Annotated in this window: 27 protein-coding genes and 1 pseudogene; 8 read left to right on the top strand and 20 right to left on the bottom strand. The window is 59.9% G+C overall.

Annotated elements, in window-relative coordinates:
• The first annotated feature begins 2 nt into the window (after window positions 1-2).
• Window positions 3-383: a helicase gene (locus GIR22_RS00310; RefSeq protein WP_154741368.1), complete on the top strand. Its 381-nt coding sequence runs from the start codon at window positions 3-5 to the stop codon at window positions 381-383.
• A 41-nt stretch (window positions 384-424) separates the two neighbouring features.
• Here GIR22_RS00310 and GIR22_RS00305 read toward each other — a convergent pair whose 3' ends face one another.
• The 6 genes from GIR22_RS00305 to exbB all read right to left on the bottom strand — a co-directional run bounded on the left by GIR22_RS00305 (window position 425) and on the right by exbB (window position 7,404).
• On the bottom strand, window positions 425-1,825 hold the full coding sequence (locus tag GIR22_RS00305; protein ID WP_154741367.1) for an aminoacyl-tRNA deacylase and HDOD domain-containing protein: 1,401 nt from the start codon (window positions 1,823-1,825) through the stop codon (window positions 425-427).
• Between the two features lie 213 nt (window positions 1,826-2,038).
• Window positions 2,039-4,114: an ATP-dependent DNA helicase RecG gene (gene recG / locus GIR22_RS00300; RefSeq protein WP_154741366.1), complete on the bottom strand. Its 2,076-nt coding sequence runs from the start codon at window positions 4,112-4,114 to the stop codon at window positions 2,039-2,041.
• Window positions 4,115-4,122: 8 nt separating this feature from the next.
• Entirely contained in the window at window positions 4,123-5,043 is a 921-nt protein-coding gene (locus tag GIR22_RS00295) for a hydrogen peroxide-inducible genes activator (protein ID WP_154741365.1), read from the bottom strand.
• Window positions 5,044-5,221: 178 nt separating this feature from the next.
• Window positions 5,222-5,971 (bottom strand): TonB family protein, encoded by a 750-nt coding sequence (locus tag GIR22_RS00290; protein ID WP_154741364.1) that lies wholly within the window; start codon window positions 5,969-5,971, stop codon window positions 5,222-5,224.
• Window positions 5,968-6,393, bottom strand: coding sequence for a TonB system transport protein ExbD (exbD, locus tag GIR22_RS00285; protein WP_154741363.1), 426 nt, complete (start codon window positions 6,391-6,393; stop codon window positions 5,968-5,970). Before exbD ends, GIR22_RS00290 begins: the two co-directional genes overlap by 4 nt.
• Before the next feature lie 6 nt (window positions 6,394-6,399).
• Entirely contained in the window at window positions 6,400-7,404 is a 1,005-nt protein-coding gene (gene exbB / locus GIR22_RS00280; protein ID WP_154741362.1) for a tonB-system energizer ExbB, read from the bottom strand.
• A 189-nt stretch (window positions 7,405-7,593) separates the two neighbouring features.
• Between exbB and GIR22_RS00275 the strand changes: the two genes are divergently transcribed.
• The gene (locus tag GIR22_RS00275) at window positions 7,594-8,445 is read left to right on the top strand and encodes an SDR family oxidoreductase (protein WP_154741361.1); all 852 of its coding nucleotides are present in this window, start codon (window positions 7,594-7,596) and stop codon (window positions 8,443-8,445) included.
• 238 nt (window positions 8,446-8,683) lie between these two features.
• Here GIR22_RS00275 and GIR22_RS00270 read toward each other — a convergent pair whose 3' ends face one another.
• The 6 genes from GIR22_RS00270 to GIR22_RS00245 form a co-directional block, all read right to left on the bottom strand.
• Window positions 8,684-9,427, bottom strand: coding sequence for a hypothetical protein (locus tag GIR22_RS00270; protein WP_154741360.1), 744 nt, complete (start codon window positions 9,425-9,427; stop codon window positions 8,684-8,686).
• Between the two features lie 67 nt (window positions 9,428-9,494).
• Entirely contained in the window at window positions 9,495-9,875 is a 381-nt protein-coding gene (locus GIR22_RS00265) for a RidA family protein (RefSeq protein WP_025130815.1), read from the bottom strand.
• A gap of 24 nt (window positions 9,876-9,899) precedes the next feature.
• Window positions 9,900-12,005 (bottom strand): bifunctional GTP diphosphokinase/guanosine-3',5'-bis pyrophosphate 3'-pyrophosphohydrolase, encoded by a 2,106-nt coding sequence (gene spoT, locus GIR22_RS00260; protein ID WP_154741359.1) that lies wholly within the window; start codon window positions 12,003-12,005, stop codon window positions 9,900-9,902.
• Window positions 12,006-12,065: 60 nt separating this feature from the next.
• Window positions 12,066-12,329 carry a DNA-directed RNA polymerase subunit omega gene (gene rpoZ / locus GIR22_RS00255; protein WP_003176920.1) on the bottom strand — a complete coding sequence of 88 codons (264 nt, stop codon included), beginning with the start codon at window positions 12,327-12,329 and terminating at the stop codon, window positions 12,066-12,068.
• Between the two features lie 167 nt (window positions 12,330-12,496).
• A complete protein-coding gene (gene gmk, locus GIR22_RS00250) occupies window positions 12,497-13,117 on the bottom strand; it encodes a guanylate kinase (RefSeq protein WP_154741358.1) in 621 nt (206 codons plus the stop codon).
• A gap of 10 nt (window positions 13,118-13,127) precedes the next feature.
• A complete protein-coding gene (locus GIR22_RS00245) occupies window positions 13,128-13,991 on the bottom strand; it encodes a YicC/YloC family endoribonuclease (RefSeq protein ID WP_154741357.1) in 864 nt (287 codons plus the stop codon).
• 245 nt (window positions 13,992-14,236) lie between these two features.
• On the opposite strand from GIR22_RS00245, the gene rph reads away from it, so the two are divergent.
• Window positions 14,237-14,959: a ribonuclease PH gene (gene rph, locus GIR22_RS00240; protein WP_154741356.1), complete on the top strand. Its 723-nt coding sequence runs from the start codon at window positions 14,237-14,239 to the stop codon at window positions 14,957-14,959.
• Window positions 14,960-14,981: 22 nt separating this feature from the next.
• The gene (locus GIR22_RS00235) at window positions 14,982-15,350 is read left to right on the top strand and encodes a DUF4870 domain-containing protein (protein WP_154741355.1); all 369 of its coding nucleotides are present in this window, start codon (window positions 14,982-14,984) and stop codon (window positions 15,348-15,350) included.
• A 57-nt stretch (window positions 15,351-15,407) separates the two neighbouring features.
• Here GIR22_RS00235 and GIR22_RS00230 read toward each other — a convergent pair whose 3' ends face one another.
• Window positions 15,408-16,187, bottom strand: coding sequence for an exodeoxyribonuclease III (locus GIR22_RS00230; RefSeq protein WP_003176915.1), 780 nt, complete (start codon window positions 16,185-16,187; stop codon window positions 15,408-15,410).
• An 82-nt stretch (window positions 16,188-16,269) separates the two neighbouring features.
• On the opposite strand from GIR22_RS00230, the gene pyrE reads away from it, so the two are divergent.
• Window positions 16,270-16,917, top strand: a complete 648-nt coding sequence (pyrE, locus tag GIR22_RS00225) for an orotate phosphoribosyltransferase (RefSeq protein WP_154741354.1) — start codon at window positions 16,270-16,272, stop codon at window positions 16,915-16,917.
• Between the two features lie 151 nt (window positions 16,918-17,068).
• Here the strand turns inward: pyrE and argB are convergent, their stop codons facing one another.
• The 4 genes and pseudogenes from argB to coaBC all read right to left on the bottom strand — a co-directional run bounded on the left by argB (window position 17,069) and on the right by coaBC (window position 21,124).
• Window positions 17,069-17,974, bottom strand: coding sequence for an acetylglutamate kinase (gene argB, locus GIR22_RS00220; protein ID WP_154741353.1), 906 nt, complete (start codon window positions 17,972-17,974; stop codon window positions 17,069-17,071).
• Window positions 17,975-17,994: 20 nt separating this feature from the next.
• Window positions 17,995-19,416: pseudogene (locus GIR22_RS00215) on the bottom strand (phosphomannomutase/phosphoglucomutase); the annotation flags it as partial.
• A 38-nt stretch (window positions 19,417-19,454) separates the two neighbouring features.
• Window positions 19,455-19,910, bottom strand: a complete 456-nt coding sequence (gene dut, locus GIR22_RS00210) for a dUTP diphosphatase (RefSeq protein ID WP_154741351.1) — start codon at window positions 19,908-19,910, stop codon at window positions 19,455-19,457.
• A gap of 5 nt (window positions 19,911-19,915) precedes the next feature.
• Window positions 19,916-21,124: a bifunctional phosphopantothenoylcysteine decarboxylase/phosphopantothenate--cysteine ligase CoaBC gene (gene coaBC / locus GIR22_RS00205; protein WP_154741350.1), complete on the bottom strand. Its 1,209-nt coding sequence runs from the start codon at window positions 21,122-21,124 to the stop codon at window positions 19,916-19,918.
• Window positions 21,125-21,254: 130 nt separating this feature from the next.
• Here coaBC and radC point away from each other — a divergent pair, with 130 nt between their 5' ends.
• On the top strand, window positions 21,255-21,929 hold the full coding sequence (gene radC / locus GIR22_RS00200; protein WP_154741349.1) for a RadC family protein: 675 nt from the start codon (window positions 21,255-21,257) through the stop codon (window positions 21,927-21,929).
• Between the two features lie 49 nt (window positions 21,930-21,978).
• Here the strand turns inward: radC and GIR22_RS00195 are convergent, their stop codons facing one another.
• Window positions 21,979-23,571, bottom strand: coding sequence for an ABC transporter substrate-binding protein (locus GIR22_RS00195; protein ID WP_154741348.1), 1,593 nt, complete (start codon window positions 23,569-23,571; stop codon window positions 21,979-21,981).
• A 457-nt stretch (window positions 23,572-24,028) separates the two neighbouring features.
• Here GIR22_RS00195 and rpmB point away from each other — a divergent pair, with 457 nt between their 5' ends.
• A complete protein-coding gene (gene rpmB, locus GIR22_RS00190; RefSeq protein WP_154741347.1) occupies window positions 24,029-24,262 on the top strand; it encodes a 50S ribosomal protein L28 in 234 nt (77 codons plus the stop codon).
• 11 nt (window positions 24,263-24,273) lie between these two features.
• Window positions 24,274-24,429 carry a 50S ribosomal protein L33 gene (gene rpmG / locus GIR22_RS00185; protein ID WP_003176906.1) on the top strand — a complete coding sequence of 52 codons (156 nt, stop codon included), beginning with the start codon at window positions 24,274-24,276 and terminating at the stop codon, window positions 24,427-24,429.
• A 34-nt stretch (window positions 24,430-24,463) separates the two neighbouring features.
• Here rpmG and GIR22_RS00180 read toward each other — a convergent pair whose 3' ends face one another.
• Both GIR22_RS00180 and GIR22_RS00175 read right to left on the bottom strand, forming a co-directional pair.
• On the bottom strand, window positions 24,464-24,769 hold the full coding sequence (locus GIR22_RS00180) for an I78 family peptidase inhibitor (RefSeq protein WP_154741346.1): 306 nt from the start codon (window positions 24,767-24,769) through the stop codon (window positions 24,464-24,466).
• Window positions 24,770-24,863: 94 nt separating this feature from the next.
• Window positions 24,864-25,226: a cupin domain-containing protein gene (locus GIR22_RS00175; protein ID WP_154741345.1), complete on the bottom strand. Its 363-nt coding sequence runs from the start codon at window positions 25,224-25,226 to the stop codon at window positions 24,864-24,866.
• Window positions 25,227-25,366 lie beyond the last annotated feature (140 nt).

Raw genomic sequence — 25,366 nt, 5'->3', positions numbered from 1 at the left:
GCATGAAATTTCGTCTTCTCCTCTGGGTACTTGGCCTGATGATGGGCAAAGCCAGCCGCACCAACCCTGCGTTCCAGCAACAGCTGGGTGACAAGGACCTGGCGTTCCAGCTGCAGACCCTCGACGGTAAGATTGCTCGTCACTTCATCGTCAAAGACCAGCGTATTACCAGCCGCTCGGGTGAACATCCGGCGCCTGCGTTTGCCATCGCTTTTAAAGACGCCGCCTACGGTTTCGCCACGATGCAGGCGAAGAACAAGCAACTGGCGTTCATGACGGGAATTCAGGACAAATCGATCCAGATCAAGGGCAACCCGGCACTGGTGATGTGGTTCCAGGGGTTGACCAAGTATTTGAAACCGAAGAAAAGACCAAAGACTTGACGCGGTCTCTGTAGCCGCTGGCTGCGCCAGCGGCTACAAGGTCAAGTCTGGCTGAACTGCGCCGCCAATTCCCGCAGCAACACTTCGGCATCCAATACCTTGCTGACCACATCCTCGGCTTTGTCCCGCGTCAGGCCCAGGCGTTCCAGCAGTTCGTCCGGGATCTCTGTATCAGGCCCGGAGCCGATGCCACGGCTGCGCAACAAGCGCACGGCCAGGCACACCAGGTTCGGGTATTCGGCGTATTCGCCGTCGTAGTCCGGGTCGTGCTGGAAACGCAGGGCGGTGGACAGTTCTTCCGGCATGTCCCAATAGCGCATCAACCAGGCACCGATCTGCTCGCGGCTGATGCCCAGCAGGTGCTGCTCGATATAGCTGTGACACAGGTGCGGGTTGACCTCCAGGTGCCGACAGATCAACGAGAAATGCGGCGGGAAGACGTGGGCCAGCAACAGGTAGCCGAAGTTGTGCAGCAGGCCGGCCAGGTAGGTCAAGCCGGCTTCCGGGCGCTGGGCCCGAGGCATGGCGCGGGTCAGGCCTTCGATCACCGCAGCGCTGTAGATTGACTGTTGCCAGTACGGCGTGGCCTGTTGCGGGCGGTCTTTGGGCAGGCTCAAGGTTTTGCCCAGGGCCAGGCCCAGCGCCAGGTTGATTACCAAATCAAAGCCCAGTACACGAACAATGGCATCTTCCACCGAGCGGATCTTGCCGGGCGAGGCGTAATAAGGCGAGGCTGCCCAGCTCACCACTTGTGCGGCCAGGGCGGGGTCGGTTTCCACCACGCTGGTGATGTCGTCAATCGTGGCGTTGGGGTCGACCCGCAGTTTAATGATCTTCTGTGCGGTGTCGGCCAGGGGTGGAATCTCGATGGTTGCTTCCAGGCGCTGCTGGATGCGCCGGGCGGTAAACGCCTGCACCGCCTGGGTAATTTCCTTGCGGTCATCATTGGGGCGATCGAAGTTGGGCTGGATGCTGCTCAGGGCTTCGCCGAAGTTGGCGGCGCTGGCCTTGGCCAGCATGCTTTTGAAGTCTTCTCTGGCAATCTCCAACAGCACCTCTGCTTCGCCCGAGTGGAGCAACAGGGTCGGCTCGTGCAGCAGGCTTTGTTCATACAGGCAAGGTGCACTGGCCAGTGCTGGCAGGCCGGGCAACAGGCTCAGGCAGTGTTTGCCGAGCATGCGCTCCAGGCGTTCTGGAGACACGGCCTTGAGTTGGCGACCGGTAAGCTCGGTGAGGCGATTGAGGTCCAGCAACTGGCTCTGGGGAAACAGCACCATGAGCGCGCCCGCCGTGTCGTCCAGCAGCACCGCTTGCACCTTCCGCGCAGCGTTCAGCCCAGGCCGCTCGGCGACTTCCGTGTAACTGATGGCAAGCTTTTCGAGCAGTACCCGAATGACCGAAGGAGCGGTCAGGGGGGCCGTGGCGAGAGCAACTTCTGTCATGGCTGGATCCAATTTCCTACATTCATTGGAGTATAACCAGCTTGATAAAGTTGAGGGTCGACTAAGTGCGGTGGGTGATGCCCCAGGCTGTCAGGGGCCCCTGTAGGAGCGAGCTTGCTCGCGAAAAACCCCAAGACACCTCGTTTAGCCAAGTACCCCGCGTCATCGTTGACACCCATCGCGAGCAAGCCCGCTCCTACAGGGCGTCAGCCGTCACACTTGGCCGTATTGCTGCCCATGGCGCAGCCAGCGATCGAGCAACGGGCTGACGTGGTCCGGCCAGCGTTCGAGCAGGGCTTGCGCCGCATCGCGCACGGCTGGCAGCAAGTCGGCGTCGCGCATCAGGTCAGCGACCTTGAATTGCAGCAGGCCAGTCTGGCGAGTGCCGAGCATCTCGCCAGGACCACGCAGTTCGAGGTCTTTTTCGGCGATCACGAAACCATCGTTGGTTTCACGCATGATCCCCAGGCGCTGGCGACCGATCTGCGATAACGGCGGGTGATACAGCAACACACAATGACTGGCGGCGCTGCCCCGGCCGACACGACCACGCAATTGGTGCAACTGTGCCAGGCCCAGGCGTTCGGGGTTCTCGATGATCATCAAGCTGGCGTTGGGCACGTCGACGCCGACCTCGATCACGGTGGTGGCGACCAACAGTTGCAAGTTGCCAGCCTTGAATTCGGCCATCACTGCGGCTTTTTCAGCGGACTTCATGCGGCCGTGGATCAGCCCGACCTTGAGTTCTCCCAATGCACTGGTGAGGTCTTCATAGGTGGTTTCGGCGGCTTGGCAGGTCAGTTCTTCCGACTCCTCGATCAGCGTGCACACCCAATAGGCTTGGCGCCCCTCGGCGCAGGCTCCGCGCACTCTTTCGATCACCTCGACACGTCGGGTGTCGGTGACCAGTACGGTGTTGACCGGGGTTCGGCCGGGTGGCAGTTCGTCGAGAATCGAGGTGTCGAGGTCGGCATAGGCGCTCATGGCCAAAGTGCGCGGGATCGGCGTGGCGGTCATGATCAACTGGTGTGGGTTCATCCGTCCGCCCACGCCTTTTTGGCGCAGGGCCAGGCGTTGTTGCACACCGAAGCGGTGTTGCTCGTCAATGATCACCAGCGCGAGGTTCTTGAACTGCACTTCGTCCTGGAACAGTGCGTGGGTGCCCACCACCATCGGGGCGCCGCCAGCAATCTGTTCCAGGGCTGCCGCGCGGTTCTTGCCCTTGAGCTTGCCGGCCAGCCATGCCACTTCCAGGCCCAACGGTTCGAGCCAGCGCTTGAAGGTGATGAAGTGTTGCTCGGCGAGAATCTCGGTGGGCGCCATCAGCGCCACTTGGTAACCGGCCTCCAGGGCCTGCAAGGCGGCGAGGGCGGCGACCACGGTTTTACCCGCGCCGACGTCACCCTGGATCAGCCGCAGCATCGGCTCTTTCTGACTGAGGTCGTAGGCGATTTCATTGCCGACCCGTTGCTGGGCGCCTGTAGGCGCAAAGCCCAGGTTGGCCAGGTATTGCGCGGGCAGGCGCTTGGCCTTGGGCATCGCGGGGGCACGCAGGGAGCGCATGCTTTCCCGCAGGCGCTGTTGCGACAACTGGTGGGTCAGCAGTTCTTCAAAGGCCAGGCGATGTTGGGCCCAGTGGTGACCGAGGGCCAACTCATCCACGTCGGCGTCGGCCGGAGGGTGGTGCAGGTAGCGAATCGCATCGTCCAAGGGTGCCAATTGATAGTCCCGGGCCAGCTCCTGGGGTAGCCAGTCAGGCAGGCTTTTCGGGCCGAGCAGCGTCAGGGTTTGTTGGCATAGTTGGCGCAGACGTTGTTGGGTCAGACCTTCGGTCAGCGGGTAGATCGGCGTAAGCGTTGTGTCCACCGGGGGCGGTTCATCGCCGCTAATGGCGCGGTATTCCGGGTGGTAGATTTCCAGCCCTGATGCGCCGGGACGGGCTTCGCCGTAGCAGCGCACGCGGGTGCCGCGCTTGAGGCCTTCCTTTTGTGCGTTGCTGAAATGGTAGAAGCGCAGGCTCAGGCCGCCGGTGCCGTCCTGCAGGCGAACCACCAGGCTGCGGCGTTTGCCCATGACCACGTCGGCACCGCTGACGGTGCCTTCGACCACTGCATCCTGCCCAGGGTGCAATTGGCCAATGGGCACTACGCGGGTGCGATCCTGATAGCGCAGGGGCAGGTGGAACAGCACATCCTGGAGATTCTCCAGGCCGACCTTGGCCAATTTCTCGGCCATGGCTTCTCCCACACCCTTGAGTACCGTCACCGACACTTGCGACAACTCGGTCATTCGGTTACTTAGCTCGCAGTAGACGGTTTGGCCACCGAGCACAGGCGGACCGAATCGGCGAGAATCTCAATGGCTTTCGGGCGTGGGAAGCTGGCACGCCAGGCAATCGCCACGGTGCGGAACGGCACCGGTGGCGTCAGTGGGCGCACGGCGATCACGCCTGGAGCATAGTGATGGCTGTCCACCGCCGACAGCGGCAGGATCGAAATGCCCAGGCCGGACGCCACCATATGGCGGATGGTTTCCAGGGAGCTGGATTCCACAGTGGTGTGCTTGGCGCCGTCGTTGCCCTTGGTCAGGGTCGGGCAGGCTTCCAGCACTTGGTCGCGGAAGCAGTGACCCTCGCCGAGCAGCAGCAGGCTCTTGTCGTTGAGCAAGGCGGCGTCGATGGTGTCTTTTTGCGTCCAAGGGTGGGACGCCGGCATCAGCACGTAGAACGGCTCGTCGTAGAGCGGCAGGGTCAGCACGTCCGCCTCGTTGAACGGCAGGGCGATGATGATCGCGTCCAACTCGCCGTTGCGCAGTTTGTCGCGCAGCACGTGGGTGAAGTTTTCTTCTATATACAGCGGCATCTGCGGTGCGACGCGATGCAGTTGCGGAATCAGGTGCGGGAACAGGTACGGGCCGACGGTGTAGATCGCGCCGACTTTCAGCGGGGCGGTCAGCTGGTTTTTGCCGGCCTGGGCCAATTCGCGAATGCTTTGGGCTTGTTCCAGGACCTTCTGGGCCTGGGCAACGATACCTTCGCCCACCGGAGTCAGGCGCACGGCGCTTTTGCTGCGCTCGAATATCAGCACACCGAGTTCGTCTTCAAGCTTCTTCACGCCCACCGACAAAGTCGGTTGGCTGACGTGGCAACGCTCGGCCGCGTGGCCGAAGTGCTGCTCTTGGGCGAGGGTAACGATGTAGCGTAATTCTGTAAGAGTCATAGCGGGCGTCCATGAGGTTGCGGGCCAAGCATACCGGCTGCAATCGATAGACGCACGTTATGTAGGCGCGAGCTTGTTTGCGAAGAACTCAATGACACCACGGGGCCTCAGATGCCCCGCGTTATCGTTGACGTTTTTCTTCGGAACGCCGCCCGGAGCAAGCTCGCTCCTACAGGTGTTACCGGCGACGTTTCTCGATGTTGTAGACAAACGGCGCAACGATCTCGATGCTGCCACCCTTCAATAGGTGCGCGGGCGGCTTGGGCAGCGGCTGGGCACGACGAATCATGTCTAGGGTCGCGCGGTCCAGGTCGGCGTTGCCGGAGCGGCCCGCCAGTTCGTAGGACAGCACATTACCTTCAGCGTCGACCACGAAGCGCAAGCGGTTCAGGCCTTCCTTGCCACGCGCTTGCGCGCCTGGCGGGTACTTTTTGTACTTCTGCAAGTGCGCTAGCAAAGCACCTTCCCAGGACGCCTTGGCCGCTACCTGTTGCGGCGATGGGCCAGGCGTTGGCTGGGCCGACTTTTCCGAAGGCGCGTTGTTCTGCGGGGTTTCGCTCGGCGGGTCCTCGGAAGGCTTTTCCTTGGGTGGCTCGGGCTTTTTCTCCACAGGCTTGGGCGGCTTCGGTTTTGGTTTGGGCTTGACCGGCTTGGGCACCTGAATGGTTGGTTTCGGGGCTTCGGCCAGTTTCGGCAATGGCAACTCTTCCACCGGTGCGGGCGGTTGCGGTGGCGTCACTACCTTCGGTGGAGCAGGAGGCGGTGGTGCCGGCATCGGTGCCAAGTCGATGACCATGGCCGCCGGTGGCAACTGAACCGCCTGTGGCGCCGACCACTGGAGCGCGATGATGATCGCGACGGCGTGGACGCCCAGTACGACGGCGAGGCTGGTGCCATAACGCGTCAGTTTGTGGCGCGTCGTGATCATTTTTTGGCTGCCGTCTCAAGTCCGACCAGGCCTACCTTGAGGTAGCCGGCTGACCGCAGGGCGTCCATCACGCTCATCAGGTCGCCGTAGTCCACACCCTTGTCGGCTTGGAAAAAGATTGTCGTGTCTTTCTTGCCCTGGGTCTTGGTGTCGAGTACCGCCCCCAGGGTTTCGGCTTTGACTTCTTCTTCGCCGAGGAACAGGCGTTGGTCTGCCTTGACGCTGAGAAACACCGGTTTTTCTGGCCGCGGCGCAGGTTTTGCGCTGGAGGCGGGCAGGTCGACCTTGATGTCCACGGTGGCCAAGGGGGCTGCGACCATGAAGATGATCAGCAGCACCAGCATCACGTCGATAAACGGCGTGACGTTGATTTCGTGGTTCTCGACGAGCTCGTCGTCGCTTTGATTCAAATGCAGGCCCATGGCCGATTACCCCACTTTCACCATGTGCGGTTGCGAGCTGCGCTCGGAAGGCAGGTGATCGAGGTCACGGCTGACCAGCAACAGGACTTCTGCCGAGGCATCCGATACCTGGGCTTTGTAGCCGGCGATCGAACGGGCGAAGACGTTGTAGATCACCACCGCAGGAATTGCGGCCACCAGGCCCAGGGCGGTTGCCAGCAGGGCTTCGGCAATGCCGGGAGCGACGACGGCGAGGTTGGTGGTCTGGGTTTTGGCGATGCCGATGAAGCTGTTCATGATGCCCCACACGGTACCGAACAGGCCGACGAAAGGCGCGGTGGAACCGATGGTGGCGAGGACGCCGGTACCGTTGCTCATGTTACGGCCACAGGCTGCAACCAGGCGCTCGAGACGGAAGCTGACACGCTCCTTGATGCCTTCTTTTTCACGGCTGTTGGCCGACAGGCGCATTTCTTCCAGGGCGTCGTGAACCAACAGGTGCGCCAGGGTGCCCTTCTTCGCCGCGCTTTCGCTGGCTTCTTTCAGGGTGGTGGCTTTTTTCAGGTTGGTGATTTCAGTGCGCAAGCGACGTTTGGCGCCCAGCAGCTCGAAGCCTTTGGCGATCCAGATGGTCCAGGTGATGATCGAAGCGATGGCCAGGCCGATCATTACGATTTTCACGATGATGTCGGCGTTCTGGTACATGCCCCACGGCGACAGGTCGTGGGCCATGCCCAAGGTGTTGTCTTCTTCCAGCACGACACCAGTCTCGTCGGCGGGCGCTGCGTCTACGGTTTGGGCCGGGTCGGTGGCGACCGGCGCGGTAGCTGGCACGGCAGCGTTTTGCTCAGGGGCTGGCGTTGCCGCCGGAGCTGGAGCAGTGGCGGCGGGTTGCGTGGCGGGCGCCGTGTTATCGGCGAGCGCAGCGGTCGGTGCCAGCAGAACGCTGAACAGCAACGCAGCAATCGCACGCCAGACGCGGGATGGGCTGTGAGGCTTGGTTGGCGAAGCGGGGAGTTTATTGCGTGTCATGCTGGCCGGACCTGAGAGGAAAAAATAGGGGCTTGTCCTTCCAGACCGCATTGGGTCGAGGACAAATGGGCCGTTATTATTGCAAGTAATTCTTGTTAACAGAAGTAATACAGTAACTTTATTTGTCGATTTCCTGGCCGTCGGTCACCTGTGAGGGCTAATCTTGACCTTTAAGAACGGAGTTTTGTGATGTCTGTGCCTTCTGTTGTGATTGCCGGTTGTGGCGATGTCGGTAGCCGTCTGGCCTGCCAATTACTGGCTTCTGGCTGGGAGGTTCATGGCCTGCGGCGTGATGTTTCGCGTCTGCCTGAAGGGGTGATCGGCATTGCCGGTGACCTGTTCAAAAAAGATTGTCCTGAAACGTGGCCGATCGGCGGTGTGGACTATTTGGTGTACTGCGCGGCCGCAACTGACCACGACGAGCCGGGCTACCGCAAGGCATATGTTGAGGGCTTGCAGCATGTGCTCGAATGGCTGAACGATTATGGTCAGGAGCCCAAGCATCTTCTGTTTGTGTCCAGTAGCAGTGTTTACGGGCAGCAAAATGGCGAATGGGTCGATGAAACCTCGCCAACCCAGGCTGGCGGCTATTCCGGGCAAGTGATGCTGGAAGCCGAACAAGTGGCGGTTAACAGCGGTATCCCGGCAACGGCGGTGCGTTTGACCGGTATTTACGGTCCTGGCCGCGAATGGTTGCTGAGCCAGGTGCGCCAGGGCTATCGCGTGGCAGTCGAGCCGCCGTTGTATGGCAACCGTATCCATGTCGATGATGCCGCTGGGCTCTTGGCCTTTTTGTTGCGACATGTGGAGCAGGGCGGCTCGCTGGAGAAATGTTACATCGGCGTCGACGATGCACCAGCGCCGTTGGCCGACGTCGTGGGTTGGTTGCGTGAGTATCTTGGCGTCACTGAGTGGGCCGAAGACGCCAGTGTACGGCGGGCCGGCAGCAAGCAGTGCAGTAACGCCCGGGCCAAGGCGCTGGGTTGGGCACCGACTTATCCGAGTTACCGGGAAGGGTATGCGGCGATTCTGAACGGCTAAAAAATGCGTTCAAGGATGTAAGAGCAATTTGTCTTGGCGGTTTTCTGTGGCCGCTGTCGAGGCGCGAGGCTGCGATAAGGGCCGCAGGACCTTCGATAATTTCAAGATCCAGGCGACTGCTGCGCAGCCGATCGCAGGCTGCGCCAGCGGCTACAAGTGATCCCTGTAGCCGCTGTCGAGGTACGAGGCTGCGATAAGGGCCGAAGGACCTTCAGCAATTTCAAGAGCTAGACGACTGTTACTGCTTTTCCAGCAACCATTGCCGTGGCCCTGGGGTAAACGAAGGGACTTCGTCGGCCTGGGAGGTGTTGATCGCCTGGAAGATTTCCAGTTGTTTGCCTTTGCGGGCAAAGATCCATGGATTGCCCTGGCCGCCTTGCTGCAGCCAGATGCTGTCGTAGCCACCGCTCATGGAGGCGCAGTCGCCAGCCAGGCACAGCGAGTACTGATCGGCGCCCGGCAGGCCGGAGACTTGGCCGTTGGCCTGGAACTGCACGGTGGCACCTTCGCCGTTGCCGCTGATGATTTTCCAGCTGCCGCCCATATAGGCCGAGTACAGGGCCCGTTCGAAGTTGGCACCCAATGGTGCGCCTTGGGGCGCTGGGGCTTGGGGGCGGTCAAAGAACTGTTCCGGCTCGTTGTCGTTGGCGACCTGCAGCAGTTGCTTGCCATCGCGCTTGAGTTCGGTGGTCGAGCTGCCGTAGAAGTCCACGCTCCAGGAGTCGGATTTTTCACCCTGCAGCTTACCTTCGGGGCGCTCAAAACCGTTGAAGTAGCGCGCTTGGCTAGCCTTGGTATTGACCTCCCATTCGAGGTTCGGACCATAGGCCTGCAGCGCTTCACGCAAAGGGCCACCCTGGGATGCTGCATCAATGGCCACCTGGTTGATCCAGGTGCCGCTGACGTCACGGTCGGCGGGGTTGCTGGCACAGCCGCCGAGCAACAGGGCAAGCAACGAAGAAGCAACGAGCGCTTTGCGCATTACGAAATCCTTTTAAAGCGAAGTCGGCGCAGCCTGTTTGAAGAGAAAGCAAGCTGCGCCGGGTGTTTTACTCGATGACCAGAATCGCGTCCATCTCAACTTGCGAGCCCTTCGGCAGGGCTGCTACGCCGATGGCGGCGCGGGCTGGGTATGGTTGTTCGAAGTACTTGCCCATGATCTCGTTGACCTTGGCGAAGTGGCTCAGGTCGGTGAGGAAGATGTTCAGCTTGACGATGTCCTTGAACGAGCCGCCGGCGGCTTCGGCGACGGACTTGAGGTTCTCGAAAACCTGCACGGTTTGTGCTTCAAAGCCTTCAACCAATTCCATGGTCTTTGGGTCCAGTGGAATCTGGCCGGACATGTAGACGGTATTGCCCGCCTTGATCGCCTGGGAGTAAGTACCGATTGCTGCAGGTGCCTTGTCGCTGGTGATAACGGTCTTGGTCATGAATGACTCCTTGTAATGGATGGGCTAGGAGCGCATGCGGGTGATGCGGATGACCCCGGTCAATGCGCGCAGTTTCTTGATCACGCGGGCCAGGTGCACACGGTCATGCACGCTGACGACCAGTTGGACCACGCTGATACGACCATCGCGTTCGTCCATGCTGATTTTCTCGATATTGCCGTCGGCGGCGTTGACACTGCTGGCCAGCAAGGCTATCAGGCCGCGCTGATGCTCCAGCTCCACCCGCAGCTCGACGTTGAATTCACCCGTGACATCCTTGGCCCAGGACAGTTGGATGCACTTTTCCGGGTTGTGGCGGACCTCGCTGATATTGCGGCAGTTGTCCAGGTGCACCACCATGCCTTTGCCGGCGGACAGGTGGCCGACAATCGGGTCCCCTGGAATCGGCGTGCAGCACTTGGCGTAGCTGAGCACCAGGCCTTCGGTGCCGCGGATCGCCAGCGGGCCTTCCGGGCTTGGCAGTTGTTCGCCTTCGCCCAGCAAGCGGCGGGCAACTACATAGGCCATGCGGTTGCCCAGGCCGATGTCTTCGAGCAAGTCTTCGATGGTTTCCTGGCGGTACTCGTGGAGCATCGCTTGCACGCGCTCGGCCGGGATCTTGTCCAGGGCACTGTCGAAACCGTTGAGTACCTTGTTCAGCAGGCGCTCGCCGAGGTTGATGGATTCGGAGCGACGCTGCAGTTTCAGGGCATGACGAATATGGGTGCGGGCCTTGCCGGTGACCACGAAGTTCAGCCAGGCCGGGTTCGGGCGAGCACCCGGTGCGCTGACGATCTCCACGGTGGAGCCGCTTTGCAGTGGTTCCGACAGTGGGGCCAGGCGGCGATTGATCCGGCAGGCAATGCAGCTGTTGCCGACGTCGGTGTGCACGGCGTAAGCGAAGTCGACCGCGGTGGAGCCTTTGGGCAGCTCCATGATCCGACCCTTGGGCGTGAACACGTAGACCTCGTCCGGGAACAGGTCGATCTTCACGCTTTCGATAAACTCCAGGGAGTTGCCGGCCCGTTGCTGCATTTCCAGTACGCCTTTGACCCACTGGCGGGCGCGGGCGTGGGTGCCTTTGGGCTGCTCGTCGCCGCTGGATTTGTACAGCCAGTGGGCGGCAATGCCGTTGTTGGCCATCTCTTCCATTTCCCGGGTGCGGATCTGGATCTCGATCGGCACACCGTGCATGCCAAACAACGTGGTATGCAGCGACTGGTAGCCATTGGCTTTGGGAATGGCGATGTAATCCTTGAAGCGCCCTGGCAGGGGTTTGTACAAGTTATGTACAGCGCCCAGCACGCGGTAGCAGGTATCGACCTTGTCGACGATGATCCGGAACGCATAGACGTCCATGATCTCGTTGAAGGCGCGGCGCTTGCCGCGCATCTTTTTATAGATGCCGTAGATGTGTTTCTGGCGGCCGCTGACTTCGCCTTCGATCTCGTCGATCGCCAGGCAATGGCTCAGGGATTCTTCGATCTTGTTGACGATTTCCTTGCGATTGCCCCGGGCGCGCTTGACCGCCTGGTAGATGCGCGCGGAGCGCATCGGGTGCATGGCCTTGAAGCCGAGGTCTTCGAACTCGATACGAATGGCATGCATGCCCAGCCGGTTGGCAATGGGCGCGTAGATTTCCAGGGTTTCCTTGGCGATGCGCCGGCGCTTTTCACCGGACAGCACCTCCAGCGTGCGCATGTTGTGCAGCCGGTCGGCCAGCTTGACCAGAATCACCCGGATATCACGGGCCATGGCCATGGCCATCTTCTGGAAGTTTTCCGCCTGGGCTTCAGCCTTGGTCTCGAAGTTCATCTGGGTCAGCTTGCTGACCCCGTCGACCAGATCGGCCACGGTTTCGCCAAATTGCGCAGAGAGCGCTTCTTTGGCAATACCGGTGTCTTCAATCACGTCATGCAGCATCGCGGCCATCAGGCTCTGATGGTCCATGTGCATGTCGGCAAGAATGTTGGCCACCGCAAGAGGATGGGTGACATACGCCTCGCCGCTACGTCGGCGTTGGCCGTCGTGGGCTTGTTCGGCGTAGAAATACGCTCGGCGGACCAGGTTGACCTGGTCTGGGCCGAGGTAGGTCGATAAGCGATCGGCGAGGGCGTCTATGCTCGGCAAAGTATGAACTCCTGCCGCGGGCGTTGACCCCGCGCCGTGCTACGTCGACCAGGCATAGGCTTAGACGGCCTCGTTGGACTCGTCCTCGAACGCTGCAAACAACGGTTCGTCTTCAACGATTTCGGCGTTGGCGATGAACTCGTAGCTCATCAGGCCTTCGGCGATTTCGCGCAGAGCCACAACGGTAGGCTTGTCGTTTTCCCACTGGACCAGGGGCTCTTTGCCGCCAGTGGCCAGTTGACGGGCACGCTTGGTAGAGAGCATGACCAGCTCAAAGCGGTTATCCACGTGTTCTAGGCAGTCTTCAACGGTTACGCGGGCCATGGTATTCCTCGGAGCGAATGCAAGATGCGCGCTGCCCGGTTGGGCGAGCGGACTGAACAGTTTAAAAAATCACCAGCGTTTAGGGAAGCGCTGATTTTTAGCAGGCCATCGAAAACGCGCTACAGGTGCCAATGTAAAGCCCTGGCGGCGGTTTTGGGAAGAGCCTGTCAGCCGAGCAGTTCGGCCAATAATTTGCCAAAACGCTGTTGCTGGCGTTTTTGCTGGAGTTGATTGGCGCGAAAAATCGCCTTCAGGTCTTCCAGGGCCTGGGCAAAATCGTCGTTGATGATCAGGTAGTCGTAGTCGACATAATGGCTCATCTCGCTCACGGCTTCACGCATGCGGCCGGCGATGATTTCGTCGCTGTCCTGGCCGCGGTTGGTCAGGCGCTGGTGCAAGGCTTGGAGAGACGGCGGCAGAATGAAGATCGAGCGGGCCTTGGGCATCAGTTGACGCACTTGCTCGGCACCTTGCCAGTCGATTTCCAGGATCAGGTCGTGACCTTCGTCCAAGGTCTGTTGCAGGTGGCTTTGCGAGGTGCCATAGAGGTTGCCGAATACTTCGGCGCGCTCGAGGAAATCCCCGTGTTCGATCATCTTCACGAACTCGCTGCGTTCGACGAAGTGATAGTTCTCGCCGTTCACTTCGCCGGGGCGCATGGCCCGGGTGGTGTGGGAGACCGAGACGCGGATCTCCCGGTCGGCGTCGGTCAGTGCCTTGACCAGGCTGCTCTTGCCCGCGCCCGAAGGGGCGGAAATGATGTACAGGGTGCCGGTGCTGTGGGTCATGGGAGTTGCCTTACTCAATATTCTGTACTTGTTCGCGCATTTGCTCGATCAACACTTTGAGGTTGACCGCAGCCTGGGTGCTGCGCGGATCGAAGGCCTTGGAGCCCAGTGTATTGGCTTCGCGGTTGAGTTCCTGCATCAGGAAGTCCAGGCGCCGACCGGCGGCGCCGGCGGACTTGAGCACGCGGCGCACTTCCAGGATATGGGTGCTCAGGCGGTCGAGTTCTTCGGCAACGTCACTCTTTTGCGCCAGCAGGACCATTTCCTGTTCAAGGCGCACCGGGTCGAGTTCAGCCTGCATGTCGGCGAAGCGGTCGAGGACCTTCTGGCGCTGGGTGGCGAGCATTTGTGGTACCAGCTCGCGCAGGGTGACCACGTCTTCTTCGATCGACGTCAGGCGCTCGTTGATCAGCCGAGCCAACTCGGCACCTTCGCGCTCGCGGCCGGCCTTGAGCTCCTTCAGGCCCAGGTTGAACAGGGTCAAGGCTGCGGAGTTGAGGGCCTGAGGGTCGCTGGCGTCGGCCACCAGCACGCCGGGCCAGGCCAGGACTTCCAGCGGATTTAGTGCGGCGGGCTGTTTGATCAGGCCGGCGATGGCTTCGGCGGCGGCCACCAGTTGCGCGGCGCGGTCGCGGTCGATCTGCAGCGGTTTGCCGGTGGTTTCTTCGGTAAAACGCAGGGTGCATTCCAGCTTGCCCCGGGAGATGCCCTGGCGTAGAGCTTCACGCACGGCGCCTTCGAGGTCGCGGAAAGACTCCGGCAGGCGCAAGTGCGGCTCCAGGTAGCGACTGTTGACCGAGCGCAATTCCCAGCTCAGGGTGCCTTGGACGCCGGCTTTTTCGACGCGGGCGAAGGCGGTCATGCTGTGCACCATGGAGGTACCTCGCGATGCAGTCCCGCAAAAAAAACGGGCTGATGGGTAAATTGAAGCCGACAGGCTGCGAAGGCGCAGGATTGTAGCGCAGTGGGGCCAGAGGCCCCAAACAGTGCGATAACAAAGGGTGGGATGCGCGATTGCGGGGCGGCCGTTCGTAACCGATTTTTTTAGACGTGCCCCGAACCGGCTGGCGGCTCTATAATGCTCGGCAGTTTTTCGTCCTCAGTACAGGTGTCTCCCTTATGAAACGTCCAAGTGGTCGCGCTGCCGATCAGCTCCGCTCGATCCGCATCACCCGCAACTACACCAAACACGCCGAGGGATCTGTACTGGTCGAGTTTGGCGATACCAAGGTTATCTGCACCGTCAGCGTCGAAAACGGCGTGCCGCGTTTCCTCAAGGGCCAGGGCCAGGGCTGGTTGACCGCCGAATACGGCATGCTGCCCCGTGCCACCGGCGAGCGTAACCAGCGTGAAGCCAGCCGTGGCAAGCAAGGCGGCCGCACCCTGGAAATCCAGCGCCTGATCGGTCGCTCCCTGCGAGCGGCCCTGGACATGTCCAAGCTGGGCGACGTGACCCTGTACGTCGACTGCGACGTGATCCAGGCCGACGGCGGTACCCGTACCGCGTCCATCACCGGTGCCATGGTAGCCCTGATCGATGCCTTGAAAGTCATCAAGAAGCGTGGCGGCCTGAAAGGCGGCGACCCGCTCAAGCAGATGATCGCAGCTGTTTCGGTGGGCATGTATCAGGGCGAGCCAGTGCTGGACCTGGACTACCTGGAAGACTCGGCCGCCGAGACCGACTTGAACGTGGTGATGACCAGCACCGGTGGTTTCATCGAAGTGCAGGGTACGGCTGAAGGCGCGCCATTCCAGCCGGCCGAGCTGAATGCCATGCTGGCCTTGGCCCAGAAAGGCATGACCGAGATCTTCGAACTGCAGAACGCCGCCCTGGCTGATTGAGCCAGGCTCAAGGAGAAACGCCATGAATGACAGCCAACTGCCGGTTCCGGCACCGTCCAAGGAAATCCGCCAGTGGGCCATGCTGTGTCACTTCGCGGCGTTTCTCGGATTGGTGTTCCCCTTTGGCAGCCTGCTGGGGCCGCTGATCCTGTGGCAGGTCAAGAAAGACATGGACCCGCTCATCGATGATCAGGGCAAGGAGTCCTTGAATTTCCAGATCACCGTGGCGATTGCCTGGCTGGTCTGCATTGTGCTCGGGTTTGTGGTGATTGGTTTCTTGCTGATGGCCGTGGTGGTGATTGCAGCGCTGGTGCTGACGATTATTGCCGGGATCAAGGCCAACAAGGGGATTGCCTATCGCTACCCCTTTACCTGGCGGTTGATCAAATAATGAACGCCCACAAAAAACCGACAGTGATGTCGGTTTTTTTGTGTCTGGAAAAAGACCTCAGATGGTCAATGTCCAGTCGTAGTCCACGATCAGTGGTGCATGCTGCGAAAAGCGCGGCTGACGCGGCAGGCGAGCGCTACGCACAAAGCGACGCAGGCCCGGGGTCAGCAACTGGTAGTCAAAACGCCAACCCAGGTTGAGCATCTCGGCCTGTTCGTTGTCCGGCCACCAACTGTACTGGTCGCCTTCGCGGCTGACTTCACGCAGGGCATCGACATAGCCCATGTTGCCGACAATCTCGTCCATCCAGGCCCGTTCCGGCGCCAGGAAGCCTGGGGATTGCTGGCTGTCGCGCCAGTTCTTGATATCCAGCTTCTGTTGCGCCACGTATAGCGAGCCACAGTAAATGTACTCGCGACGTTTGCGTCGCTGTTTATCCAGGTAACGGGCGAAATCGTCCATTAGCTTGAACTTCTGGTTCAAGTCTTCATCGCCGTTCTGCCCTGATGGAAGCAGCAAGGTCGCGATGCTGACCTTGTCGAAATCGGCTTGCAGGTAGCGCCCGTAGCGGTCGGCTGTCTCGAAGCCGAGGCCGCTGATGACCGCCTTGGGTTGCAACCGCGAATACAAAGCCACGCCACCTTGGGCAGGGACTTCGGCATCGCAGGCATAAAGGAAGTAGCCATCCAGTTGGAAGGCTGGGTCGTCCAGTTCAAAGGCGGAGGCGCGGGTGTCCTGCAGGCAGATGACGTCGGCATTCTGGGCTTGCAGCCAACTGAGCAAACCACGCTCGACTGCAGCCTGAATACCATTGACGTTCACACTGATGATCCGCATAAATGGCCCCAAAAATCGCGTGCGTGTATGATACACGCCGTCTACCTAATTAGCTAAATCCGTGGTATCTGAGGCTTTTTTCATGCAGGCGTATCAACGCGATTTCATTCGTTTTGCCATCGATCGCGGGGTTTTGCGCTTCGGTGAGTTCACCCTGAAGTCCGGGCGCACCAGCCCGTACTTCTTCAATGCGGGCCTGTTCAACTCGGGTTCTGCCCTGGCGCAACTAGGTCGTTTCTATGCAGCGGCCATCGTTGAAAGCGGTATTTCCTTCGACGTGCTGTTTGGTCCGGCCTACAAAGGTATTCCCTTGGCTGCCGCGACTGCCGTGGCGCTGGCTGAACATCACGGGCAGGATCTGCCATGGTGCTTCAATCGCAAGGAAGCCAAGGCTCATGGTGAAGGCGGCAGCCTGGTGGGAGCCCCGCTGACCGGCGATGTGCTGATCATCGATGATGTGATCACTGCAGGCACCGCGATTCGTGAAGTGATGCATATCATTGCTTCCCAGGACGGCGCAAAGGCCGCTGGCGTGCTGATCGCGCTGAACCGTCAAGAGCGCGGTAACGGCGAGTTGTCGGCGATCCAGGAAGTGGAGCGTGATTTTGGGATCCCGGTGGTGAGTATTGTGTCGTTGAACCAGGTGTTGCAGTTCCTGGAAGACGATCCGCAGCTCAAGCAGCATTTACCGGCGGTCAAAGCGTATCGCGAGCAGTTCGGCGTTCAATAATCGCACAACAGAAAGGCCCACCCCCTGTAGGAGCGAGCTTGCTCGCGAAAAACTTGAAGGCGCCGCGTTTATCCAGAATAAACACAGCATCGTTAACGTTCTTCGCGAGCAAGCTCGCTCCTACAAGGGGTGGGCCTTTTGTGTTTAGTGGTTAAGCGCGCTTGCGGTTGCTGATCAGCGTACCCATGCCGGTATCGGTGAAGATTTCCAGCAGGACCGCATTCGGTACCCGGCCATCGATGATCAACGAGCTGCCGACGCCGCCCTGTACCGCTTCCAGGGCGCAACGAATCTTCGGCAGCATGCCGCCGTAGATGGTGCCGTCAGCGATCAGGTCATCCACCTGCTGGGTGCTCAGGCCGGTCAGTACCTTGCCGGTCTTGTCCATCAGGCCGGCAATGTTGGTCAGCAGCATCAGCTTTTCGGCCTTCAGTGCCTCGGCTACCTTGCCGGCCACCAGGTCGGCATTGATATTGTACGACTCGCCGTTGGCACCCACACCGATTGGCGCGATCACCGGGATGAAGTCGCCCTTGACCAGCAGGTTCAGCAAGTCGGTATTGATGCCGATCACTTCGCCCACCTGGCCGATGTCGATGATTTCCGGCTGGGTCATCTCTGGCGTCTGGCGGGTGACGGTCAGTTTCTTCGCCCGGATCAGCTCCGCGTCTTTGCCGGTCAGGCCAATGGCGCTGCCGCCGTGGCGGTTGATCAGGTTGACGATGTCTTTGTTCACCTGGCCGCCAAGGACCATTTCCACCACGTCCATGGTTTGTGCATCAGTGACGCGCATGCCATCAATGAAGTGACTTTCGATGGATAAGCGCTTGAGCAGGTCGCCGATTTGCGGGCCGCCACCGTGTACCACCACCGGGTTGATCCCGACGGCTTTCATCAGCACGATGTCGCGGGCAAAGCCGGTTTTCAGCTCATCGCTTTCCATGGCATTGCCGCCATACTTGATCACCAGCGTCTTACCGACGTAGCGTCGAATGTAAGGCAACGCTTCGGAAAGGACCTTGGCGGTATTGGCGGCGGCTTCGCGTTCGAGGGTCATTCAGGGCTCCGGTGCAAAAATCAGAACGGTAATTGGAGATCAGGGGCAACACGTTTCAACTGGACGTGGAACACGTCCTTGATGCGCTGCAGTTCAGCTTCGGAATCAGCCTCGAAACGCAGTACCAGAACCGGGGTGGTGTTGGATGCACGAACCAGGCCCCAGCCTTTGGCGTAATCGACCCGCACACCATCAATGGTGGTCAGGTTGGCGCCTTCGCCCCATTGCGCATCGTGCAGTGCGTCAATGATGCTGAATTTGCTCTCCTCGGTCACATGGATATTGATCTCTGGCGTAGAAATATCGTCCGGGAAGGTGGCAAACAGCGCGTCGCAGGTGGATTTTTCATTGCTGAGGATCTCCAGCAGGCGGGCGGCACTGTAAATACCATCGTCAAAGCCGAACCAGCGCTCCTTGAAGAACACATGGCCGCTCATTTCGCCGGCCAGCAGGGCGCCGGTTTCCTTCATTTTCTTTTTGATCAACGAGTGGCCGGTCTTCCACATTAGCGGTCGGCCGCCGTACTCCTTGATCAGCGGTGTCAGGCGTCGGGTGCATTTAACGTCAAAGATGATCTCGGCGCTGGGATTGCGTGCCACGACGTCGCGGGCAAACAGCATCAGCAAACGGTCCGCAAACACGATATTGCCGGTGTTGGTCACCACGCCCACGCGGTCACCATCACCGTCGAAGGCCAGGCCCACATCGGCGCCGACTTCCTTGACCTTGGCGATCAGGTCCACCAGGTTTTCAGGCTTGCCCGGGTCTGGGTGATGGTTAGGGAAGTTGCCGTCCACTTCGCAGAACAGCGGGATCACTTCACAGTTCAAGGCTTCGAGCAGTTGCGGGGCGATCACGCCTGCCGCGCCGTTGCCGCAGTCCACCACTACTTTCAGGCGGCGGGCGAGTTTGACGTCACGGGTAATTTCGTCAGAGTAGCGCGCAAGAATGTCGACTTTGGTGACGGTGCCCGCGCCGCTGGTCAGGTCGTTGGTCTTCAGGCGAGTGTGCAGGGCCTGGATCTGTTCATTGGCCAGGGTGTCGCCGGCGATGACGATCTTGAAGCCGTTGTAGTCCGATGGGTTGTGGCTGCCGGTGAGCATTACGCCCGACTTACCGGCCAATACATTGGCGGCGTAGTACACGGCCGGGGTCGGAACCAGGCCGACATCGCTGACATGACAGCCGCTGTCGGCCAGGCCCTGGATCAGTTGCTCAACCAGCTCGGGCCCCGACAGGCGACCATCTCGACCCACGCAAACATTGGGCTCGCCTTGAGCCAGGCTCTGGGAGCCAATGGCGCGGCCGATCCAGTAGGCGGTTTCGGCGGTCAGGGTCTGGGGGACGACGCCGCGGATGTCATAGGCGCGGAAAATGCTGTCAGGAAATGTCGGGGCGACTCGGGCTGCGTTGCTCATTGCGGGGGGAAACTCCATCGATAAGGGGCTGGCCTTGGCGGCGACCGGCAGGCTCAGCTTGATCAGTGGCTGCCGGAATGCCCGAAACCACCGGTGCCACGCTGGGTTTCGTCGAACTCTTCAACCAGCTCGAAATGCGCCTGTACCACTGGAACCAGGACAAGCTGGGCGATGCGCTCGCCGACGGCAATGTTGAAGGCGGTCTGGCCGCGATTCCAGCAGGAAACCATCAGCTCGCCCTGGTAGTCGGAGTCGATCAGGCCTACCAGGTTACCGAGGACGATGCCGTGCTTATGGCCCAGGCCGGAGCGTGGCAGGATCATCGCGGCCAAGCCTGGGTCGCCGATGTAGATCGACAGGCCGGTGGGGATCAGCAGGGTCTGGCCTGGCTCGAGAACAGTGTCCTGCTTGAGCATGGCTCGCAGGTCGAGGCCGGCGGAACCTGTGGTGGCGTAGGCTGGCAGTGGGAATTCGTTACCGATGCGAGGGTCGAGGATCTTGGCTTGTAAAGCGTGCATGGAGATTAAACCTGGTTCAGCCGTTGGGCGATAAAGGAGATCAGTTGGCGGGCAATCTTGCCCTTGCTGGTCTGGGCGAAAAGAGTGGCGTGCAGGTCGCGATCAATCACGCTGCAGGCGTTTTCCTCGCTGTTGAAGCCGATGCTCGGGTTGGCGACATCATTGGCAACGATCAGGTCGAGGTTTTTGTCTTTCAATTTGCGCGCGGCGTAGTCCAGCAGGTGTTCGGTTTCGGCGGCAAAACCGACGCTGAACGGACGATCCGGACGGGTGGCAATGGTTGCCAGGATGTCCGGGTTGCGGACCATTTGCAGGAGCAGGCCATCGCCGCTTGTAGGGTCTTTCTTGAGTTTTTGCGGCGCAACGACTTCTGGCCGGTAGTCCGCAACCGCTGCCGAGGCAATAAACAGATCGCAGGGAATCGCCGCTTCGCAGGCCGCGAGCATGTCACGGGCGCTGACTACGTCAATGCGGGTGACCCTGTCTGGCGTCGGAAGGTGTACCGGGCCAGTGATCAGGGTGACACGGGCACCTGCTTCCACCGCCGCTTCGGCCAGGGCAAAGCCCATTTTTCCTGAGCTATGGTTGGTGATGTAGCGCACCGGGTCGATGTTTTCCTGGGTCGGGCCGGCAGTGATCAGTACGTGTTTGCCGGTCAGGGCCAAGTGCTGGAAGCATTCGGCGGCGCACAGCGCCAGGTCGGTGGCTTCGAGCATGCGGCCCATGCCGACGTCGCCACAGGCCTGGCTGCCGGAAGCCGGGCCGAACACCTTGAGGCCGCGGGTTTGCAGGAGTTGGGTGTTGGCCTGGGTGGCCGGGTCGCGCCACATGGCCTGGTTCATGGCTGGGGCGATGGCGACAGTGGCGTCGGTGGCCAGCACCAGGGTGGTCAGCAGGTCATCGGCGATGCCCTGGGCGAGGCGGGCGATCAGGTCGGCGGTAGCCGGGGCGATCAGCACCAGGTCGGCCCATTTGGCCAGCTCTATATGGCCCATGGCAGCTTCGGCCGCCGGGTCCAGAAGGTCCAGGTGAACCGGGTGCCCAGACAAAGCCTGCATGGTCAGCGGGGTGATGAACTCACTGCCGCCACGGGTCATGACTACACGCACTTCTGCGCCTTGGTCCAGGAGCCTGCGAACCAGTTCTGCGCTCTTATAGGCGGCAATGCCGCCGCCGACGCCGAGAACGATGCGTTTCCGATACAGACGCTGCATTGGCTTGCCTTTCCAGTTCAGTGATGGCGTTGCGATGCCCCCTCCCGAGGTGAAATCGCACGCAAAAAGATGGACTAAGATAACACAGCGACCGCTATGCAACAGCGGCGCACATGCACAGGGAGGTGCTATGAGTATTCGTGACTGGCCCGCGGCGGAGCGTCCGCGGGAGAAGCTTTTGGAGTTGGGCGCGGCGAGTCTTTCCGATGCCGAGTTGCTGGCGATTTTCTTGCGTACCGGGGTTTGCGGTAAAAGTGCGGTGGATCTGGCACGGCATCTTTTGGTGCAGTTCGGCAGTTTGCGCTCACTGCTGGAAGCCAAGCAGGTGGTTTTCAGCCAGCACCTGGGTTTGGGGCCGGCAAAGTTCGCCCAGCTCCAGGCGGTGCTGGAAATGTCCCGGCGTCATCTGGCCGAGCGCCTGCGCAGTGTTTCGGTGCTGGAAAGCCCGGTAGCCGTGCGGGATTACCTCAAGGCGCTATTACGCCACGAGCCCCACGAGATTTTCGGGTGTCTGTTCCTCGACTCACGGCATCGGGTGCTGGGGTTCGAAGCGTTGTTTCAAGGGACCATCGACAGCGCCACGGTCTACCCCAGGCAGGTGGTCAAGCGAGCGTTAGCCTACAACGCCGCAGCGCTGATCCTGTGCCATAACCACCCTTCCGGCAGCACCGAGCCGAGCATTGCGGATCGTAAATTGACCAAGCTGCTGCAAAAGGCCCTGGAAGTAGTGGATGTGCGGGTGTTGGACCACATTATCGTGGGTGAGGGTGACCCGCTGTCGATGGCTGAATATGGGTGGATGTAGGAGAAGCAACTGCAAGTTTCGAGCTGCAAGCCTCAAGTTAGCTTGCAGCTTAAGGCTTGACGCTGACCTTCGAATAATCCTGGCGCCCAAACGGACTCACCTGATACCCCTGGACATTCTTGCGAGCCAGGACAAAGGCGGTCGGGTGGGCCAGTGGCAACCACAGGGCCTGTTGCTGGATCTGGGCCTGGGCCTGCTGGTACAGCTTGCTGCGCACACCTTGTTCGCTGGTGGTCTTGCCGGCGCTGATCAGCTTGTCGAGGGCTGGATCGCAGTAGCGAGCGAAGTTAGTGCCGGATTTTACCGCCGCGCAGGAGAATTGCGGGGTCAGGAAATTATCCGGGTCGCCATTGTCGCCAGCCCACCCCATGAACAGCAGGTCGTGCTCACCCGCCTTGGCACGGCGGATCAACTCGCCCCACTCGATCACGCGGATTTGCGCCTGGATGCCAATTTTTGCCAGGTCGGCCTGCAACAGCTGGGCCCCCAGGCTGGGGTTGGGGTTCAACAAACTGCCTGACGGTCGAGTCCAAATGGTGGTTTTGAAACCATCCTTGAACCCGGCTTGCACCAGCAAAGCCTTGGCCTTGGCGACGTCGTGGGGGTAGCCCGGCAGCTCCTTGGCGTAGCTCCAGGTGTTGGGTGGGTAAGGGCCCGTGGCCGGTTCCGCGGTGTCTTCGAACACGGCTTTGACATAGCTGGCCTTGTCGAAAGCCAGGTTGATCGCCTGACGCACTTGTGGCTTGTCCAGCGGTGGGTGCTGGCTGTTGATGGCGACAAATGCAGTCATGAAGGCGGGCGCTTGTTCCACCTTGAGCGCAGCGTCCTGTTGGGCGATGCCGATATCCATAGGCTTGGGCGATAACGCGATCTGGCACTCATTGCGGCGTAATTTCTGCAGGCGCACATTGGCGTCCGGAGTGATGGCAAAGATCAAGTTATCCACAGCAGGCTTACCTGCGAAATATTCCGGGTTGGCCTTATAGCGAATGGCCGCATCCTTTTGGAAGCGCCCGAAGACGAAGGGCCCGGTGCCAATGGGCTGGCTGTTGAGTTTTTCCGGAGTGCCGGCCTTGAGCAGCTTATCGGCATATTCCGCCGGGTAGATCGAGGCAAAACCCATGCTCAGGGTGGCCAGGAAGGTTGAGTCGGCATGGTTGAGCGTAAAACGCACCGTCAGCGGATCCAGTGCGTCGATTTTATTGATCAGCGCTGGCAATTGCATGGACTGCGCATGGGGGAAGCCGCTCTGGGCGACTTTATGCCATGGGCTGGCCGGGTCCAGCATGCGCTCGAAACTGAAGCGTACGTCTTCGGCAGTCAGTGTGCGGCTTGGGCTGAAATACGCGGTGCGATGGAATTTCACGTTCGGGTGCAGCTTGAAGGTATAGATCAGGCCATTGGGCGACACTTCCCAGTTGTCCGCCAAACTCGGGATCACTTTGCCGCTGGCGGCATCGAAGTCCACCAGGCGATTCATCAGCACGTCCGCCGAGGCATTGGTGGTGGTCAGTGAATTGTATTGCACCACATCGAATCCTTCGGGGCTGGCCTCGGTACACACGCTCAGGGTGGTGGCCGCCTGGGACTGGGAGACGATAAAAAGCGGTGCAAGCAATAGCGGTAGGGCAGCAAGGCGCATATTCGGTTTCCTTTGCATATGGAAGCCCATCTGCAAGTGCAGTCTGGAAAACGTCTACCGTAGTAGGCTGCTTGATAAATAACTACCCTATTTTTGCCTGTGCTTTTGACTCAAATGCTGTTTTGATGGCGCCTCAAGTCGTTTTGCCAGGCGCTGTGCGCTACGCGCGGCGGTTGAAAATCATTCTGTGCGACGAGCGGTCAGCTTCTACAGCGGCCCACCCTGGCAACGGTTCAGGCGTCCACGGCTGAGATTTACACGGGTAAAAACACACGGGTTGTTGTTGCAGTGGGGTCTTTCTGGTATAAAGCAGCGCTCTTTTCTAGGGGCCCGGTTCCTTCGCTTGTAGGTGTAGCCGGTAAGACCCTAAAGAAACGCGGCGCCTGGCGCCAAATGACTGAGAGATTAAGCGGCCAACCCATGCCGGGTTGGGCATGTGGTTTTAGAGGGCTGAGGCATGTCGAGAGTCTGTCAAGTTACCGGTAAGGGTCCGGTGACTGGGAATAACATTTCCCACGCAAACAACAAAACCCGTCGTCGTTTCCTGCCGAACCTGCAGCATCACCGCTTTTGGGTTGAAGAAGAGAAACGTTTTGTGCGTCTGCGCGTATCTGCCAAAGGCATGCGCATCATCGACAAGCGTGGCATCACTGTCGTGCTCGCTGAAATGCGCCGCGCTGGCACAATCTAAGGAGCTATATCATGCGTGAATTGATTCGAATGATCTCTAGCGCCGGTACTGGTCACTTCTACACTACCGACAAGAACAAGCGTACTACTCCGGACAAGCTCGAAAAGAAAATGTTCGACCCGCGCGTTCGCAAGCACGTGATCTACAAAGAAGGCAAAATCAAGTAATTGATTTTCTTTCTAGTGAAAAAAAGCCCGTATCTCACGATGCGGGCTTTTTTTTGTCTGGTGTCCCGTCCTGAATAAGGTTTACACCTTCTGACCTTTCTTCAGGAGGATTCAATGGATACGGAAAAAAGGCGCAGCCAAAGGTAATGCCTGTTATCGCGTCCTGATCATCTATCTCCAGGTTGATTCGTTCCGGGCAGTAGTCGGTGGTGCCGTAATGGCCGGCTCGTACCGGGCGGCCACTTTCCTGTTGAACCTCGCGAAGAATGGCCTGTGAGTATTTTTGGCCGATGATGTGCTGAAAATCGTCGATTACCTGTTCATCGGTAAGCCGGTTCATGCTGCCTCCTGCTGTGTAGATCCGTCGCGCTGCCTTGGGCTCAAGGCGGCGCAACAGGGTCGCGCAGGGAGCGCGGGCCGGGGAGGTAGATAAATCAGGCCTTTTCTTCGAATACCACGTAGATCTTGCGGCAGGTCTCCAGCACTTCCCACGTTCCGGTAAAGCCTGCGGGAATCACGAAGCGATCTCCTGCTCGCAGGGTCTTGGCGTTACCGTCAGCATCACGCAATACCGAAACGCCCTGCACGATCTCGCAGTACTCATGCTCGCTGTAGTTGACCTTCCATTTCCCGACCTCACCTTCCCAGGTCCCGGCGCTCATCTGGCCGCATGGGCTGTTGTAATGGTTGTGGACGGTTTGGTCGGGGCTGCCCTTGAGGATCTTTTCCTCGGCAGGCCGATAGCGCTCGGCGGCAGTATTGACCTGGCTGAAGTCGACGATGTCTTGAATACTCATGTGCATGTCCCGTCTAGGCCCGTGGTTGTAGAGCCAAAGTCTATGTTTATTAAAATGAACATCGCAAGCGCGTTTGCCGCCGTTATGTCAAATATATTGAAACATCCCTGGCCGCTGGTTTAGGGTGGCGGGTGCCTTGA

This window comes from Pseudomonas karstica (genome assembly GCF_009707515.1).
Taxonomy (GTDB): Bacteria; Pseudomonadota; Gammaproteobacteria; order Pseudomonadales; family Pseudomonadaceae; genus Aquipseudomonas; species Aquipseudomonas karstica.
The sequence above is the reverse complement of the archived record's forward strand: the minus strand, read 5'-3'. Positions and strand labels throughout refer to the sequence as shown.